13 protein-coding genes are annotated in these 15010 nt (G+C 51.1%); 6 read left to right on the top strand and 7 right to left on the bottom strand.

Annotated elements, in window-relative coordinates; genetic code table 11:
- Nucleotides 1-64: 64 nt before the first annotated feature.
- The 3 genes from arsC (at nt 65) to ABDW72_RS12270 (ending at nt 2092) form a co-directional block, all read left to right on the top strand.
- Nucleotides 65-439, top strand: coding sequence for an arsenate reductase (glutaredoxin) (arsC, locus tag ABDW72_RS12280; protein WP_347158862.1), 375 nt, complete (start codon nt 65-67; stop codon nt 437-439).
- Nucleotides 440-450: 11 nt separating this feature from the next.
- Entirely contained in the window at nt 451-849 is a 399-nt protein-coding gene (locus ABDW72_RS12275) for a lysozyme inhibitor LprI family protein (protein ID WP_347158861.1), read from the top strand.
- A 142-nt stretch (nt 850-991) separates the two neighbouring features.
- Nucleotides 992-2092 carry a DUF4421 family protein gene (locus ABDW72_RS12270; protein WP_347158860.1) on the top strand — a complete coding sequence of 367 codons (1101 nt, stop codon included), beginning with the start codon at nt 992-994 and terminating at the stop codon, nt 2090-2092.
- Nucleotides 2093-2293: 201 nt separating this feature from the next.
- On the opposite strand, the gene ABDW72_RS12265 is transcribed toward ABDW72_RS12270, so the two are convergent.
- The 6 genes from ABDW72_RS12265 to ABDW72_RS12240 all read right to left on the bottom strand — a co-directional run bounded on the left by ABDW72_RS12265 (nt 2294) and on the right by ABDW72_RS12240 (nt 11408).
- Nucleotides 2294-4354, bottom strand: coding sequence for a M13 family metallopeptidase (locus ABDW72_RS12265; RefSeq protein WP_347158859.1), 2061 nt, complete (start codon nt 4352-4354; stop codon nt 2294-2296).
- Nucleotides 4355-4495: 141 nt separating this feature from the next.
- The gene (locus tag ABDW72_RS12260; protein ID WP_347158858.1) at nt 4496-4972 is read right to left on the bottom strand and encodes a DUF4126 family protein; all 477 of its coding nucleotides are present in this window, start codon (nt 4970-4972) and stop codon (nt 4496-4498) included.
- 144 nt (nt 4973-5116) lie between these two features.
- Nucleotides 5117-8272 carry an efflux RND transporter permease subunit gene (locus ABDW72_RS12255; RefSeq protein WP_347158857.1) on the bottom strand — a complete coding sequence of 1052 codons (3156 nt, stop codon included), beginning with the start codon at nt 8270-8272 and terminating at the stop codon, nt 5117-5119.
- A gap of 55 nt (nt 8273-8327) precedes the next feature.
- The gene (locus tag ABDW72_RS12250) at nt 8328-9395 is read right to left on the bottom strand and encodes an efflux RND transporter periplasmic adaptor subunit (protein ID WP_347158856.1); all 1068 of its coding nucleotides are present in this window, start codon (nt 9393-9395) and stop codon (nt 8328-8330) included.
- A gap of 24 nt (nt 9396-9419) precedes the next feature.
- Nucleotides 9420-10850 (bottom strand): TolC family protein, encoded by a 1431-nt coding sequence (locus tag ABDW72_RS12245; protein WP_347158855.1) that lies wholly within the window; start codon nt 10848-10850, stop codon nt 9420-9422.
- A gap of 93 nt (nt 10851-10943) precedes the next feature.
- Complete coding sequence (locus ABDW72_RS12240) at nt 10944-11408, bottom strand: GbsR/MarR family transcriptional regulator (protein ID WP_347158854.1); 465 nt, start codon at nt 11406-11408, stop codon at nt 10944-10946.
- A 280-nt stretch (nt 11409-11688) separates the two neighbouring features.
- Here ABDW72_RS12240 and ABDW72_RS12235 point away from each other — a divergent pair, with 280 nt between their 5' ends.
- Nucleotides 11689-12126 carry an acyl-CoA thioesterase gene (locus tag ABDW72_RS12235; protein ID WP_347158853.1) on the top strand — a complete coding sequence of 146 codons (438 nt, stop codon included), beginning with the start codon at nt 11689-11691 and terminating at the stop codon, nt 12124-12126.
- A gap of 83 nt (nt 12127-12209) precedes the next feature.
- Nucleotides 12210-12488 carry a hypothetical protein gene (locus tag ABDW72_RS12230; RefSeq protein ID WP_347158852.1) on the top strand — a complete coding sequence of 93 codons (279 nt, stop codon included), beginning with the start codon at nt 12210-12212 and terminating at the stop codon, nt 12486-12488.
- Between the two features lie 163 nt (nt 12489-12651).
- Here the strand turns inward: ABDW72_RS12230 and ABDW72_RS12225 are convergent, their stop codons facing one another.
- A complete protein-coding gene (locus ABDW72_RS12225) occupies nt 12652-13836 on the bottom strand; it encodes an alpha/beta hydrolase (protein WP_347158851.1) in 1185 nt (394 codons plus the stop codon).
- A 389-nt stretch (nt 13837-14225) separates the two neighbouring features.
- Here ABDW72_RS12225 and ABDW72_RS12220 point away from each other — a divergent pair, with 389 nt between their 5' ends.
- The gene (locus ABDW72_RS12220; RefSeq protein ID WP_347158850.1) at nt 14226-14990 is read left to right on the top strand and encodes a creatininase family protein; all 765 of its coding nucleotides are present in this window, start codon (nt 14226-14228) and stop codon (nt 14988-14990) included.
- Nucleotides 14991-15010 lie beyond the last annotated feature (20 nt).

Here is a 15010-nt window from a genome sequence, read left to right as displayed (position 1 = left end):
TCAAACAAATCATACTTCTGCCGGGTTACTTTTAATCAGGAGTTCTGAAGTTGAGGCGAACTGCATGGCAATCGCATCACCCAAATCATACACGACCATGCTACAGATGTATCATAATAACCGCTGCGGAAAGAGCCGCCAGGCACTGCAACTGTTGCAGGAGCAAGGGCAGGAGGTGCAGGTAATCGAATACCTCAAAACAACCCCGACTGCGGAGGAACTACGCTTGGTTATACAGAAACTGGGTATAGAACCGGAGCAGTTGTTGCGCAAGGGTGAACCGCTTTTTAAAGAAAAATTTGCAAACCAGGTGCATACTGCCGAAGAGTGGGTGCAAATCATGTCCGAGAACCCGATCCTGATCGAACGACCGATTGTGGTGAATGGCGAGAAAGCCGTTATTGGCAGGCCACCCGAAAAAGTGCTCACCCTTTTATAACTGCCAACCGAATGAAGAAAGTACTGATCACCCTCGTTTTTACCTTTTGCATGACCTATGTATTCGGGCAGACGCAGGCAGAAATGAACCGGGAAGCATATGCCACTTACCAGAAAACAGACAAAGAGCTGAACCAGGTATACGGGAAAATTTTGAAAGCCTATGCCGCTGATACAACCTTCATCCATAACCTGAAAGCTTCCCAACAGCTCTGGATTAGGTTCAGGGATGCAGAACTGAAAACACTGTACCCGGACCGGGAGCCGGGGTTTTATGGTTCTTTGCACCCGGTTTGCCGCGCCAGCTACTTAGCGCAACTCACCCAAGAAAGAATTTATACCCTTCAGAAATGGTTAACAGGTGCAGCAGAAGGCGATGCATGTGCGGGCTCTGTGCGGGTAAAGCAGTAAGAGCGGAGCTGGGCAATGAAGACTTGTTACGGCATACGCTACAGGTTGTACTGGCTACAGGATATAACCATACGGGCCCAAAATAGTACATGTAGAGCGTTGAGCTGGGTAAAACCAGCAATTTTATACTTATTGTTTGCCTATGCGATTTCACTTCATGCTACTGTGCCTGGCGGCCTTGCTTCTGGCGGGGCCCTGTGCTTTGGCGCAGCAGGATACTACTCAACAGGATAATGGCCTTAACATACTGGGCATCAACCTGGATACCCTGCTTACACCGAAACCTCCGCGCATAGATACTACCTATATTACGAACTATAACCAAATGCTGCATGTGCACCTGCTGCTGGAGGATACCGACTATGCGCTACGCTTTATCAATAATGAAAAGCGCCTGATCTATAAACCCAACATTTCTTCATCGGCCGGTATTGGTGTGAGCTACAGTTGGCTGAGCTTTGACGCGACCCTGCGTACCAAAGCCCGCAGTGCGCAGGCTATGCGCGGCAAAACGGACCAGGTGCGTCTAGGCCTTAGCTTTAACGGCCGGAAAGTGCAGTTTAATGCTAATTACCAGCAGTACAAAGGGCTATACCTGTACAACACCGATGTGCTGGATGCCAACTGGTTTCAGCAAAGCGACACCTACCCGCTGCGGCCTGATATTGACTCCCGAACATTTTATGCGCGGGTATACTATACCTTTAACAATGAGCGGTTTTCACATCCGGCCACTATGTTTAAGCGGGAGCGGCAGATGAAGAGTGCCGGCTCCTTATTGCTGGGGGGCACGCTTGTCTTTTCGCAGGTGCAGGGCGATTCATCGCTTGTGCCGGTAAAAGTGCAGTCTTACTTCCCAAAAGAATCAAACCTGCTGCGCTACCGGACTATTAATTACAGTGTGAATGTGGGCTATGCTTATACGTATGTGTTTAAGAAATACTTCTTTGTCTCCGCTTCTTTCCGCCCGGGGCTTGGGCTCCGGCACCAGACAGGCACCACGCCAGATGAGACTGCTACCGTAATTCCACTGAAGCTGGGCCTGCAGGGGGATGGCCGGGGTACACTCGGCTTCAACAGTGACAAATACTATGGCGGCATTACGGCCAGCATGCTCGTTTCTTCCAGCAGCCTGGAGAGCAGCAACCGCCAGCGCAGCTACTATACCGAAATGCAGGTGGTGTTTGGCAGACGGTTTGGTTACAAAGCTAAAGGTATTCTCAGCAAAGTGCCGGGTTTTTGATGAGCAAATATTCAAATTGGCCGAATAAGAATTTCCAGGATAGAAAGATGTTTAAAGAATAAGTGTTGTTAGCACCTTAATGATCTGTTTTTAAGCAGAACAATCCTGCAAATCCATTAATCCTTAGTCATACTAAAAGATCACCAAAATAAAAGGGCTGAAGTATAAACTTCAGCCCTTTAAACTTTTTACAATTTATACTTACCAAATCTTTACGCGGGCGCTATCCGGCAGGTACATTTGCTGGCCCGGCTGCACGTTAAACGCTTTGTAAAAAGCCGGCACATCCGAAAAAGGACCGTTTACGCGCAGATTGGCAGGCGAGTGTACGTCCGTCAGGATCTGTTGGGCGAGTTTCTCATCGCGCTGGTGGTCCTGCCAGCCCAGGGCATAGCCCAGGAAGTAGCGCTGTGTAGGTGTCAGGCCGCCGATCTTCTCTCCTTTTTTATACTGCTCCGTTTTCTTGAAAGCATCCAGGCCGATCACGATGCCGCCCAGGTCAGCAATATTCTCCCCGGCGGTGGCGCGTCCGTTTACGTGCATACTGTCCAGCACCGTATAGTTATCGAACTGCTGCACAATCTGGTTCACCTTTTTCTTAAACTGTTCCTTGTCTTCAGCGGTCCACCAGTTGCGCAGGTTGCCTTCGGCATCATACTGGCTGCCCTGGTCATCAAAGCCATGTGTAAGCTCGTGGCCGATGGTAGAAGCCCCCACATAGCCATAAATGATGGCATCATCAGCTTCGTTGTCTTTCAGGCCGGGCACCGCGAAGATGGCGGCAGGCAACACAATTTCGTTGTTGCTCGGGTTATAATAAGCATTGTAGGTCTGCGGCGTCATATTCCACTCGGCACGATCTACGGGTTTGCCCAGCTTGTTGAAGTTATAGTTATACCACCACTCGTTGGCGCGCATCACATTGCGGGCGTAAGAACTGCGGTCTACCTTCAGGCTTGAGAAATCTTTCCACTGGTCCGGGTAGCCCACTTTTTTATTGATCTTGTTGAGCTTAACCAGCGCTTTCTGCTTGGTTGAATCGCTCATCCAATCCAGATTTTTGATATGCTCGCGGAAGGAGTCTACCACATTATCGACCAGGATTTCATAGCGCTGTTTGGTTTCGGGGGAGAAGTAATCTTTTACGAACAGCTGGCCCAGCATTTCGCCCATTGCATCTTCCTCCGAATCCAGCACGCGCTTCCAGCGGGGGCGCTGCTCGGTGCGGCCCTGCATTACGGTGCCATAGAAATGGAAATTCTCGTCATCGAATTTCTTACTCAGGTTGTCGGCGTAGGCATGCACCAGGTGCCACTTCAGGTAAGCTTTCCAGTCGTCGATAGAAACGGAGTTTAGCAGCTTAGCGGTTGCTTTGTAAAATTCCGGCTGCCCTACAATCACGCTGTCTACCTGCTTCACGTTCATCTGGGCCAGCCAGTTATTCCAATCGATGTTCGGCGTAAGTTTGTTGAGCTGCTCCACCGACATCTTGTTATAGTTGGCGTAGGGATCGCGGAGGTCAGCTAACTTGCGCGAAGATTTTGCCATAGCGGTCTCCAGCTTCATCACCTTGTCGGCATTCTGCTGCGCAGTTTGTGCATCCTGTCCTATCAGCTCAAACATGTTGGCCACATGCTTTACATAAGCCTCACGGATGTTAGCTGTGCGTGTATCAGTGTTAAAATAGTAGTCGCGGTTGGGTAGACCCAGGCCAGACTGCCACAGATAGAGCGCCATCTTATCACTATTTTTGGCATCCTGCTCCACAAATACGCCCGCCGGAGAAGTTACCCCGTAGGGTTTCAGCTGCGCCATCATCGCCTGTACATCGGCAGGTGTTTTGATTGCTTCAATCTTGTCCAGCTCTGGTTTCAGTGGCTGCAGCCCCTGCTGCTCAATAGCCACAGTATCCATGCCGGTGTGGTAAAAGTCACCAATCTTCTGCTCGTTGGTGCCCTGCGCGGCATTAGACTGAGCGGCCTTTTCGCTGATGTCCCGCAGGCGGCCGTACATTTCTTCCTGCACCTCCTTGCCAATGCTCCAACTGCTCTCCGACGCCGGAATCGGGTGATTTTTGATCCAGGTGCCGTTGGCATAGGCAAAGAAGTCATCGCCAGGAGCCACGGTGGTGTCGCGGTTGCTACTGATTAGATCAGGCTTATTAGCTTCCGCAGTTTTATCATACTTGTGGCAGCCGACCAGGCCCAACGCCAGCAAGGGCGAAACGACCAGCAGCCGTTTCAAAAAAGCTTTGTTTTTCATCCGTAGGTTAAATTTACAGTTAAACTTACAAAATATTCTGATCAAAACATGCAAGTATACCCACGTGCCCGATCGGCTTAAAAAGCAAAGGCTCCTGCAACAACTGTTGCAGGAGCCTTTGTGCTGTGATGCAATTTATGCTTACACTTTGGAGATGGCTATACCGCTGGCAAGGGTGAGGGCGTCTTCCAGGGCACCGCTCACGGCGTTGGGCGCATACTTGTTCATGAACATCCGCAGGTAATAGCTGCCGTAGGTGGCGGCCACTGCTGCCGTCGCGCCAAGAGCGGCTCCCTTCAGCCACTTATCGCGGTTGGCTGTAAAAATGGTGGCACCCACCAACGCGCCGGAGCCTACCCGCGCCAGCAGCACCGGCGGCGAAATCCGGTCAGGGATGCCGGGAAGCTTGTCTGCCATCATTTCAGAGGCTGACATCAGGTTCAGTCCGATGGCTACAGGGCCGTGCTGCAGGTAGCGTAGAGGGCTATCTTTCAGCGCCTCGGATGGCATGTTGTGCAGCTGTTTACTGAGCTGGGCTGGGGCCGACATGGATCGGAAACCCGCCACGGCACCCATACCCAGCGTCTTCAGAAAGTATTTCTTCGTGTCTTGTTTCATAGCTTTATACTTGTTTCTAATGTATACGGCAAAACCTGCGGCTGGCGTTACCCGGCAGGTTCTGGCAAGGCAATAAAAAACGTGTGCGGCAACCGCTAATTGGCAGCCCGCACACGTTTATATATTCTAAACGATGGGAGTTGTTTACTCCTCAGTTTCTACCAGCACATGCGCCGGCTTGTTTAGGGTAGGAGAGAGGTCCGAATCCTTTTTGCCGAAGCGGGCTCTGATCTTGCCCAGCGCGTTCTCCACTGTCAGATATACCGACGGCACCAGCACCAGCGTGAGCAGCAGTGAACTGCTCAGGCCACCGATAATTACCCAAGCCAGGCCGTTCTTGGTTTCGGCACCGGCGCCGGAAGCCAATGCGATCGGCAACATGCCCAGTACCATGGCTAGCGTCGTCATCAGGATCGGGCGCAAACGCTCACGGCCAGCTTCGATCAGGGCATCACGCACTGCCACGCCCTGAGCCTTCAGGTTGTTGGTAAAGTCCACGAGCAGAATGGCGTTCTTAGCCACCAGACCCATCAGCATGATCATACCGATCATCGAGAAGATGCTCAGGTTTTCGGATGCAAGCGCCAGGGCCAGCAGGGCACCAATCAGCGCCACCGGAAGCGAGAACAACACGATGAACGGATAGATAAACGAATCATACAGGGCCACCATGATCAGGTATACAAACAAGATCGCTACCACCATGGCCAGGCCCAGGCTGCCGAAGGCATCGCCTTGCTGCTCCAACTGGCCGCCATATTCAATGGTCACGCCATTTGGCAGCTCTTTGCTAGCCATTGCTTGCTGAATCTCGGCACCCACGGTACCTACTGGGCGTCCCACCACCTGCGCATTCACTGAGATGGAGTTCATGCGGTCGTTACGCTCCAACTTGCTGGCACCCAGTTCCTGGGTTACGGTGGCAAACTGGTTCAGCGTCACCAGCTTGCCCTGGTTATTTATAAAGGTTAGATTGCTCACATCGTCCAGGCTGTTGCGGTTAAAGCGGTCCAGCGACACCTTGATGTCATATTCGTAGCCACCTTCGCGGTATTTGGAGTCGTCGCTGCCGCTAAAAGCGGTGCGCAGGGAGCTGCCAACTTCCGCCACGTTTAGGCCTAAGGCCGCCATGCGGTCGCGGTCGATGTGCACCTGCAGTTCCGGGCGCGGGTCCTCGATGGAAAACTCCACGTCAGTGGTACCGGCCACACCCTTAGTTACGCCCAGCACGGTGTTGGCTGCCTGCTGTACTTTGTCCAACTCAGCGCCTTTTAAGATAATCTGCACTGGTGCGTTGTTGGCATTACCGGTAATACCGGTCGGGGCTGCCTTGGCTTTTACGCCGGGCAGTTTTTGGATCTCTTTTTTCAGCTGATCGCCAAACTCACTCACCCCAATTGATCTTTCTGTTTTATCTACCAGCACTACCGTTATTTCAGAAAGGTAATTGGTAGAGGTACCAAACGTCTGCGCACTGCCAAAGCCTACGTTGCTGAACACTTTCTTCACCTCCGGGTGCGCCAGGATCATCTTTTCGACCTTTGCTGTCGTCTGGTTGTTCTGGTAAAGTGTGGTTTGGGGTTCCATCTCCAGCTGTACCACCAACTCACCCTGGTCGCTTTGTGCAGCAAACTCGCTACCGATAAAACCGGCCGGAACAAGCGCGACAGAACCGATGAACAGCAGGAAAGTAGCCAGGTAAACGGTCCAGCGGTGACTCAGAGCCCACTTCAGGATGTTGGCATAGCTGTTCTGCAAACCGGTAAACCAGTCTTCAAAACCCAGCGAGATACGGCCCCACAGGGTATCGCGGGTAAAGTGGTCGAGCTTGCCGAAGCGGGAAGCCAGCATAGGCGTGATGGTGAAGGATACGAACAAGCTCATGAGCGTGGAGAACACGATCACCAGCGAGAACTCGCGCACAATGTTACCGATCAGGCCTTGCACCAGCGACATGGGTAGGAATACCACCACGTCCACCAGCGTAATCGCCATGGCGGTAAAGCCTATCTCGTTACGTCCTTCCAGGGCGGCAGTGCGCTTGTCTTTGCCCATCTCCATGTGGCGGTAAATGTTTTCCAGCACCACAATCGAGTCATCGACCAGGATACCCACCACCAGTGAGAGTGCCATCAGTGTCATCAGGTTCAACGAGAAGCCCGCCACATACATCAAAATAAAGGTAGAGATCATGGACGTTGGCAGGGCCACCATTACGATCAGGGAGCTGCGCATGCTGTGCAAAAAGATCAGCATCACGATGGCCACGATCACCACGGCCAGCATCAGGTCGTGCATCACAGCATCGGCAGAGGCTAAAGTGTACACTGAGCTATCGCTGGCGATGCTGAACTTCAGATTCTGGTCTGCATACGTTTTTTCGATGTCGGCTATTTCCTCTTTTACCAGGCGGCTTACCTCCACAGCATTAGCATCGCTTTGCTTCTGGATACTCAGACCAATAGAAGAGCGGCCGTTGATGCGATTCAGGGTGCTGCGCTCGGCAACGCCATCCACCACTTCGGCCACATCACCCACCGTAATACGGCTGCCATTTGGCTGGTTCGAGATCACCAGATTGCGGATCTGCTCCAGCGAGGTAAATTTGGCAGCCACGCGCAGACTATACTGCTGGTTGGTGCTTTCTACTTTACCTGTCGGGAAGTCCTGGTTGGCACTAATCACGGTTTGCAATACCTGATTTACCGACAGGTTGTAAGCGCGCAGTTTCTCCGGATCTACGTTTACCTGGATCTCGCGGCGGTCGCCGCCAATGATCTGGATCTGGCCCACCCCCTCGGCTTTGGCCAGGGCAGGCTGGATGCGGTCTTCCACGAGCTTGTAGAACTCGGTCGGTTTCATGTCTGAGGTAATGCCCAGGCGCAAAATCGGCAAATCATCGGTAGAGAACTTGCTGATAGTCGGCGATTCTACATCCTCAGGCAGGGTAGCCATGATGGAGTTTATCTTTCGCTGCGCATCCTGCACCGACTGGTTGATGTCGGCATCCTGCTGCATCTTAACAATCACGATCGAAACACCCTCCTGCGAGGATGACTGGATCTTGTCAAGGTTCTCGAGCGAGGAGAGGGCGTCTTCTACCTTTTTAGTCACAGACGTTTCTACCTCGCCGGCGGCGGCACCGGGGTAAATAGTGGCGATCGTCATTACAGGCGCATCGAACTTGGGAAGCAGGTTATAGCTCAGCTGGCTATAACTGATGAGTCCCAAAATGCCCAACACCGTAAAGATCACGATGATGAGTGCCGGGCGTTTAATGGATAATTCGGTTATTGACATTTCGTTCTTTTCTAGGTTTTATAGCTGGGCAGGCAGTAAGTGCCTGCGCCTGTTCTTACTTGCCGGCTGCTACTACCGTCACTTTAGTGCTGTCGGTCAGGTTGATCTGGCCGGTGGTCACCACTTTATCTCCTGCATCCAGCCCTTTGAGCACCTCCAGGTATTGGCCGTTGTCAGCACCGATGGTGATGTTTTTAAGCACAGCCAGGTTGTTGCTGTTCACCACGTACACGCGGGCATCTTTTATACTTCCTACCAGCGCTTCGCGCGGGATCTGCAGGCTAGGGGTTTCGTTCTTTTTGTTGAAAGTCACATCCACGTAAGTACCGGCTTTGAGCGGGTTCTTCTCCTGGTTGTCAATGGCTACTTCGATAGGGTAATTGTGTGCTTCGTCTCCTCTTGGGCTCACAAAGGTTAGCTTGCCGTCAAAGGTCACACCGGGGTAAACCGAGGTGGTGATGCTAACTGGATCGCCAACGTGCAGGGCGTACACATCCCGCTCCGGCACACTCAGCTGCACTTTCAGCTGCGACACATCTACCAGCGTAGCGATGGGAGTGCCGATGTTGATGAAAGCGCCCCTTTCTACAGGTTTTTGGGTAACATAGCCGCTGATGGGCGCCTGCACTACTGTGTTGGAAAGCTCTTTGCGGGCCTGCTTCAGCTGGTTCTGGGCATTTTCGTAAGCCAGAGTATACTGGTCCAACTGTGCTTTGGTAGCTGCTCCGCCGTTAAAGAGGTTGGTGTAGCGCTCATAGTTCTGGCGCGCGTCGGCCAGCGCCTGCTCGGCATTGGCTACCTGCAGCGCCCGTACCTGGTTGTCGATGCGGGCAATCACGGTGCCTTTTTTTACATAGTCGCCCAGGTCCACATTCAGGCTGGTGATCTGGCCCTGCACTTCCGGCTTCACTTCGATCTCCTTGTCGGGGATCACCGTGCCGACCATGCTCAGGTTCTGCTCGCTGATGCGGCTCACTACCGGCGCCACATTCACGGCGATGGTGGTATTGGAGTTATCTACGACCTGGTTCTTGGCATCGATCTCTTTTTTGTTGTTAACCAACCGGAACGCCACTAAACCGACGATGACCATGATTGCTACAATGGTGAGTATCTTTTTCATTCTTAAGGTAATTTCTGTCGTGTGTTATTTTGAGTTGAGGTAGGTGATCAAGTTGCCTTTGGCCTTCTCCAGGTCGAGGCGCGCAGTATACAGGTTCAGCAAGGTGGTAATGTAGGTGTTCTGCGCCGTCCGCAGCGACGTTTCAGCTTCCACCACATCGGTAGAAGAGCCCACACCTTCCCGGAACTCTAACTGGGTTACCTCATACACCTGCTGGGCCAAGTCCACGTTCTGCTGCTCGGCCTCGATGCGTTGTAGCGTGTTGCGGTATTGCGTCAAGGCATTTGATATTTCCAGGTTGATGCCTTGTTTGGTCAGGTTGATTTGCTCCTCCAGCTGTTTTGCCTTTAACTTAGACTGCTGGATGCGGGCGTTGCGCTGTAAGCCATCAAATACCGGTATGTTCAGGCGCAAGCCCACCGAAGACGTGGTATAGTCTATCCAGTTATTGTTCGGTGTTTTGAATAAGCCCAGCTCTGCTCCCTGTGCTGAATAGCCGTAGTTGGCAAAAGCCGAGAGCGAAGGCAGATAACCTGCGGCCTTGTTTTTCCGATCCAGTTCCTGCAGCGCCAGGTTTGTCTTCAGGATCTTGTACTCCAACCTGTTTTTAAACATGTCCTCCTCCACGTTGGCCAACGCAACGGCAGCCAGGTCAGCGGAGTAGTCCAGGGTTGTATCACTCAACACGATCGGCTCATTTAACGGCATGCCCATCTGGTACTTCAGGCTGTTGAGCGCCTGCTGGCGGTTTAGCTCCGCCTGGTGCAGTTGCGACGCCAGGTTGCTGGCGTTAACAAGCAGCCGGTTCACGTCCACTTTTTTGGCGACACCATTCTCGAACTGCAGCTTAGTGGTCTGCAATATCTTATTGGTGTTTTCGAGATTGCTGCGTAGTAAAGCCAATTGCTTGTCCAGCACAATTACTTGGTTATAGGCGTTGGCTACATTGTAAGCGGTTGCCTCTGATACCTGCTGGGTTTGTTGCTGGTAGAGCTGCACAGACTCCTTGGCCGCTTTTAGTCCTACCCAGAACGAGGGGTTAAACACCATTTGTGTTACCTCGCCTGTAAGCGTGGAGTTATACTTCTGGCCCAGGGTAATCTTGGTGGCTTCTGCGCCTTCCCCTGCTTGGCCGGTACCCGGAAAGTTGCCGGCTAAAACCAGCTGGGGCAGCTTGAGATTATCAGAAAAGTTGCCCGTGATGTTGGCCTGTGGCAACCCGGTGCCCTTAATCTCATTTATTTGTTGCTGCGCGATCTCCTCGTCGTAACGGGCGACCTTTACATTGTTGCTGTGCTGGCCGGCATAATTGAGTGCCTCCCGGATAGAGAGTGCCACCGGTGCCTCTTGCTGCTCCTGCGCCAGAGCCGGCGCTACAGCTGCCACCGAGAGCAGGGCTGGCAAAACCAGACCGCGCAGGCAGGCGAACAAGGTAGATTTGTTTTGTTGTGACATAGCTAAGCTATCTTTTCTATTCTTAAACTTTGTTATTGATAAGTTCTTGTTTTGGTAGTTAGTTCAGGATTAAAAGAACTAACTAGTTAAAAATTATTTGCGGCTTTGTTCCCACTTAGCTAGCAACAGTGGTAACTGCTGGTGCAGGTAATCTAAGAAATTTACCAGTTCCTCCAGGTCGTCGCAATCGCAGGTAATGTTTTCGCTGCGTTTTACTTCCAGCACCTCGCGGAGCAACACGTTAAAGCCCGTCATTTTATCGATGTGCTTGGAGAAGCCTTCACGCCAGTTCTTTGCTTTTAGCCGGAAATAGCGCTTGCGGTCGCCGGAAAAGGTGGTATAGTCGATCTGTCCGGTCTGCAGCAGCAGGTTAATAGCGTTGCTGGTGGCGCTTTTGCTGATGCCTAGCGTTTCGGTCACCTCGTCGAAAGCGATCTCCGATTTATCAGACACGAAAAAAAGGCCCATTACACGCGCGGCGGCAGGTTGCATGCCTACGCTCTCGTGAAAAATGCCGATCTTCTCAACCAGTGCCTTCTGCTTTTCTGTTAGTTTCATTTTCTTTGTTTCGGTACTCATACATAGAGAGAACAAGGCAAAGGTAGAAGTTAGTTCTGTTAGTTCAAAAATTTATGAACCAAATTTATTGGTTAATTTTTGCAGGTTGCCACGTTTAGCAGAATACTTCTGTGGCTCCATTTCCTGGTATCTGTCTGTTATCATACCTTTTGCATGTAGGTATTAATAATTTTTTTCTGCCTTATACTTGTATACCGTATCTTTGGGGCTGACAGCAAGCTTAGTACCTGCTGTTCTTGTTTCAGCCATATTAGATTTTATGAACTATACTTATGAGGCAAAGGTGATGTGGGCGCACCTGGACGCAAACATGCACATGCGCCATTCTGCCTATGCCGATTTTGCCGCCCAGGCCCGCATTGCCGCGCTGGACGAACTGGGGCTGGACTTTAATGCCTTTCAGGAGGAACATATCGGACCTATATTGTTTAGAGAAGAGACGTTATACTTGCGGGAGGTAGGCATTAACGATACCCTTAAAATAACCTCGGAGTTGATCAAAAGCCGCCCTGACGGATCAAGATGGTCTATCCGGCACCTCGTTTTCAGAAACGACGGTGTAAAAGCAGCGATCATTAATGTGGATGGCGCCTGGCTGGATACAAAAAAGCGCAAACTGGCTCCTTTACCTGCCAAACTCGCGGAAGCATTTACCAACATGCCTAAAAGCCTCGATTATGAGGAAATGGCTGTTTAAAGTATAAGCGCAAGTATAGCTAGGGACAAATGCTAAAATTCTGGCGGAAATCCGAAAGACTTAAATCATTTATACCAAAGCGGATGGCAGACGATACTTACAAAGCAATTGATGCTGATTTCCAGCAGGCGATAGAAGCCCTGGTGGCGGCGCAGGCTTACGAGCATATTCAGTATTTCAGCGATATACACGAGTTTTTCACTACCCGCGCCATTTTAAGAGAGCTGCGTACACAAGATGAAGCAGCATACCTTATACTTGCTACCGGCGAAGCCATCCGGCTGGACCGGCTGGTGCGCATAGGAGATCTATCGGCACCCGGCTACGACGAGGACTATTTCAAATGTGACCTGCCTCGGTAACATAGCTGCATAAGAAGCAGTGATGATCCGTTTAAACGAACAGTTGCTACTTAGCTAAAAGTATAGTTGCCAGGCCAGGCTTCTGTTACCAGGTGCATAAAAAGCAAAAGCTGCTTTATCGCTAGCGATAAAGCAGCTTTTGCTTTTTATGCTAATCAGCCGTTTACTTTCTGAAAGCGGCTTTCAGGCGCTGGGCAGCAAAGTTTTGTGCATCTACTGCCTGGTTCAGCAAAGCATTCATTCCGAAGAACTCGTGCGTTACGCCATTGTATACTTTCCGCTGTACAGGTACGCCTGCCGCCTGCAATTGCTCGGCCAACTGACCACCTTCGTAACGGAGCGGGTCTAATTCAGCGTTAATGATCGTGGTTTCAGGCAAGCCGCTCAGGTCCGCATGAATAAGCGATATGAGCGGGTTGGTTTCTGTTTGCCAGTTAGGTACATACAGGTCCAGGAACCACTTCATCAGCGGCTTGTTTAGGAACAAGGCCTTCTTATACTGCTCATATGTCGGCGACTCAATATCTCCATCCGCAATAGGATATACTGATAGCACGTGCACCGGTAGTGCTACGCCACGCTCCTTCGCCATCAATGCCACAGCAACAGACAGGTTGCCACCGGCACTCTCGCCTGCCGTTGCTACTTTAGCCGGGTTACCGTTTATTTCGGCGGCATGCTCTAGTATCCATTTATAGGCCGCAAAAGCATCCTCGTGGGCCGTAGGGAACTTGTGCTCCGGCGCCTGGCGATAAGCCACTGACACAACGATAGCACCTGTTTTCTCTGCCAAAGCACTAGCCGATGGCGCATACGTATTCAGGTTAGCAATAACCCAGCCGCCGCCGTGGTAATACACTATCACCGGAAAAGGGCCTGTGCCACTTTTAGGAGTATAGGTGCGCACCAGCAAGCCCTGATCTGTACCGTTTGGTATGGTCATGTTTTTGATTGTCACATTGGCTGGTTCAGGGCTGATGTTGTTTTTGTTTAGCAGGTCTACCAGCGCGGTGTGGAAGTTCGGCTCTTCTCGCGCTTGATCCGCTGTTAGCTCATTGTACGGTGTCACATGGTAGCTCTGGAACTGCTCGATCACGGCCAGCATCTGCGGGTCAATATCGGGTCCCCATTCCGGATTCGGGCCATCAGGCTTAATCTTGTCAGCTTCGGATGCGGTATCCTTGCCAGTGCCCGGTATCACATCACTTAAACCTGGTATCTGATCGCAACTGAGCAGGAAAGCGGACATAAAAAGAAGCGTGGCAAAAAGCCTGGCACCTCTGGCCGACCGCTTTAGAAGTGAAGCAGTGCGAAACATACTTGTTTTAGGTATTAAGTTGTTCTTCATAGATAAAAATTTAGGTTAGTAAAAGTGTATAATAAGTCCTGCAAAAGAAGGATATGCAGCAGCCAAAGGTATTGAAGCAGCCTGCTATAGTGAGAGAGCTGTATTGGTGATGATAACAGCAAAGTACTATAATTGTTTAAGGAAGGGTGCTATGCAAATAAGGTTGTGCGTAGTCCGAAGTGGCAAAAATACCTGTGTTTCTTTTGTTATTACCTTAACGGCGTGCTGGTTATTATGTTTAAAATATTGTGTGCTATGGTAGTATTGCGATAAAGTTATATTTCCCTTAGGAAAGCTTATTCGATATTTTGAAGGGAAACTTGGCTAAAATAAATTACTTTTATACTTTATAAGCTTAACCTTACTTATAAAAAAACAAATAGCTGCACATGAGACCTTACATACTTGCTGAAACAAATTGGAAAGCTGTAAAAGAGCAGCAAGTGGAAGTTGTTGTTTTGCCTTGGGGCGCAACCGAAGCCCACAACTACCACATGCCTTATGGCACCGACAATATTGAAGCCGATGCGATTGCCGCGGCAGCCGGCAAAATTGCCTGGGAAGAAGGAGCTAAAGTCATGGTGCTCCCGACCATCCCTTTTGGTGTAAATACCGGGCAAGCCGACATCAAGCTGGATATAAACCTGAACCCGAGCACCCAACTAGCCATTCTGAGCGATATTGTGGAAGTGCTTAACCGGCAGCAGATCAGGAAACTCCTGGTACTGAACAGCCACGGTGGCAACGATTTTAAACCGATGCTGCGGGAACTGGGGCTCCGCTTCCCGGATATGTTTCTGGTAAGCTGCACCTGGTTTCAGGCCGTGGATAAAATGCTGTACTTTGAGGCCGGCGGAGACCATGCCGACGAAATGGAGACAAGCCTGCTGCTGCATCTGACACCAGAACTGGTATTGCCGCTGGAGGAAGCCGGTGCAGGAAGCGAAAAGAAGTCAGTGATCCAAGGGATCCGCGAAGGGTGGGCCTGGTCTGAGCGAAAGTGGTCGATGGTATCGGAAGATACTGGTATTGGCAACCCCCAGGCCGCTACTGCTGAAAAAGGGAAAGCATTTCTGGAAGCTGCTGCCCGGCAAGTAGCGGGCCTGCTGGTAGAGCTATCTGCCGTAGATATAAACAAACGCTACAGCCGCTAGTTAAGCCCGCTTTGGCAGGC

Origin of the sequence: Pontibacter chitinilyticus, assembly GCF_039748935.1 — a bacterium.
GTDB classification, from domain to species: Bacteria; Bacteroidota; Bacteroidia; order Cytophagales; family Hymenobacteraceae; genus Pontibacter; species Pontibacter chitinilyticus.
This window is presented reverse-complemented; position numbering and strand designations above follow the sequence as displayed.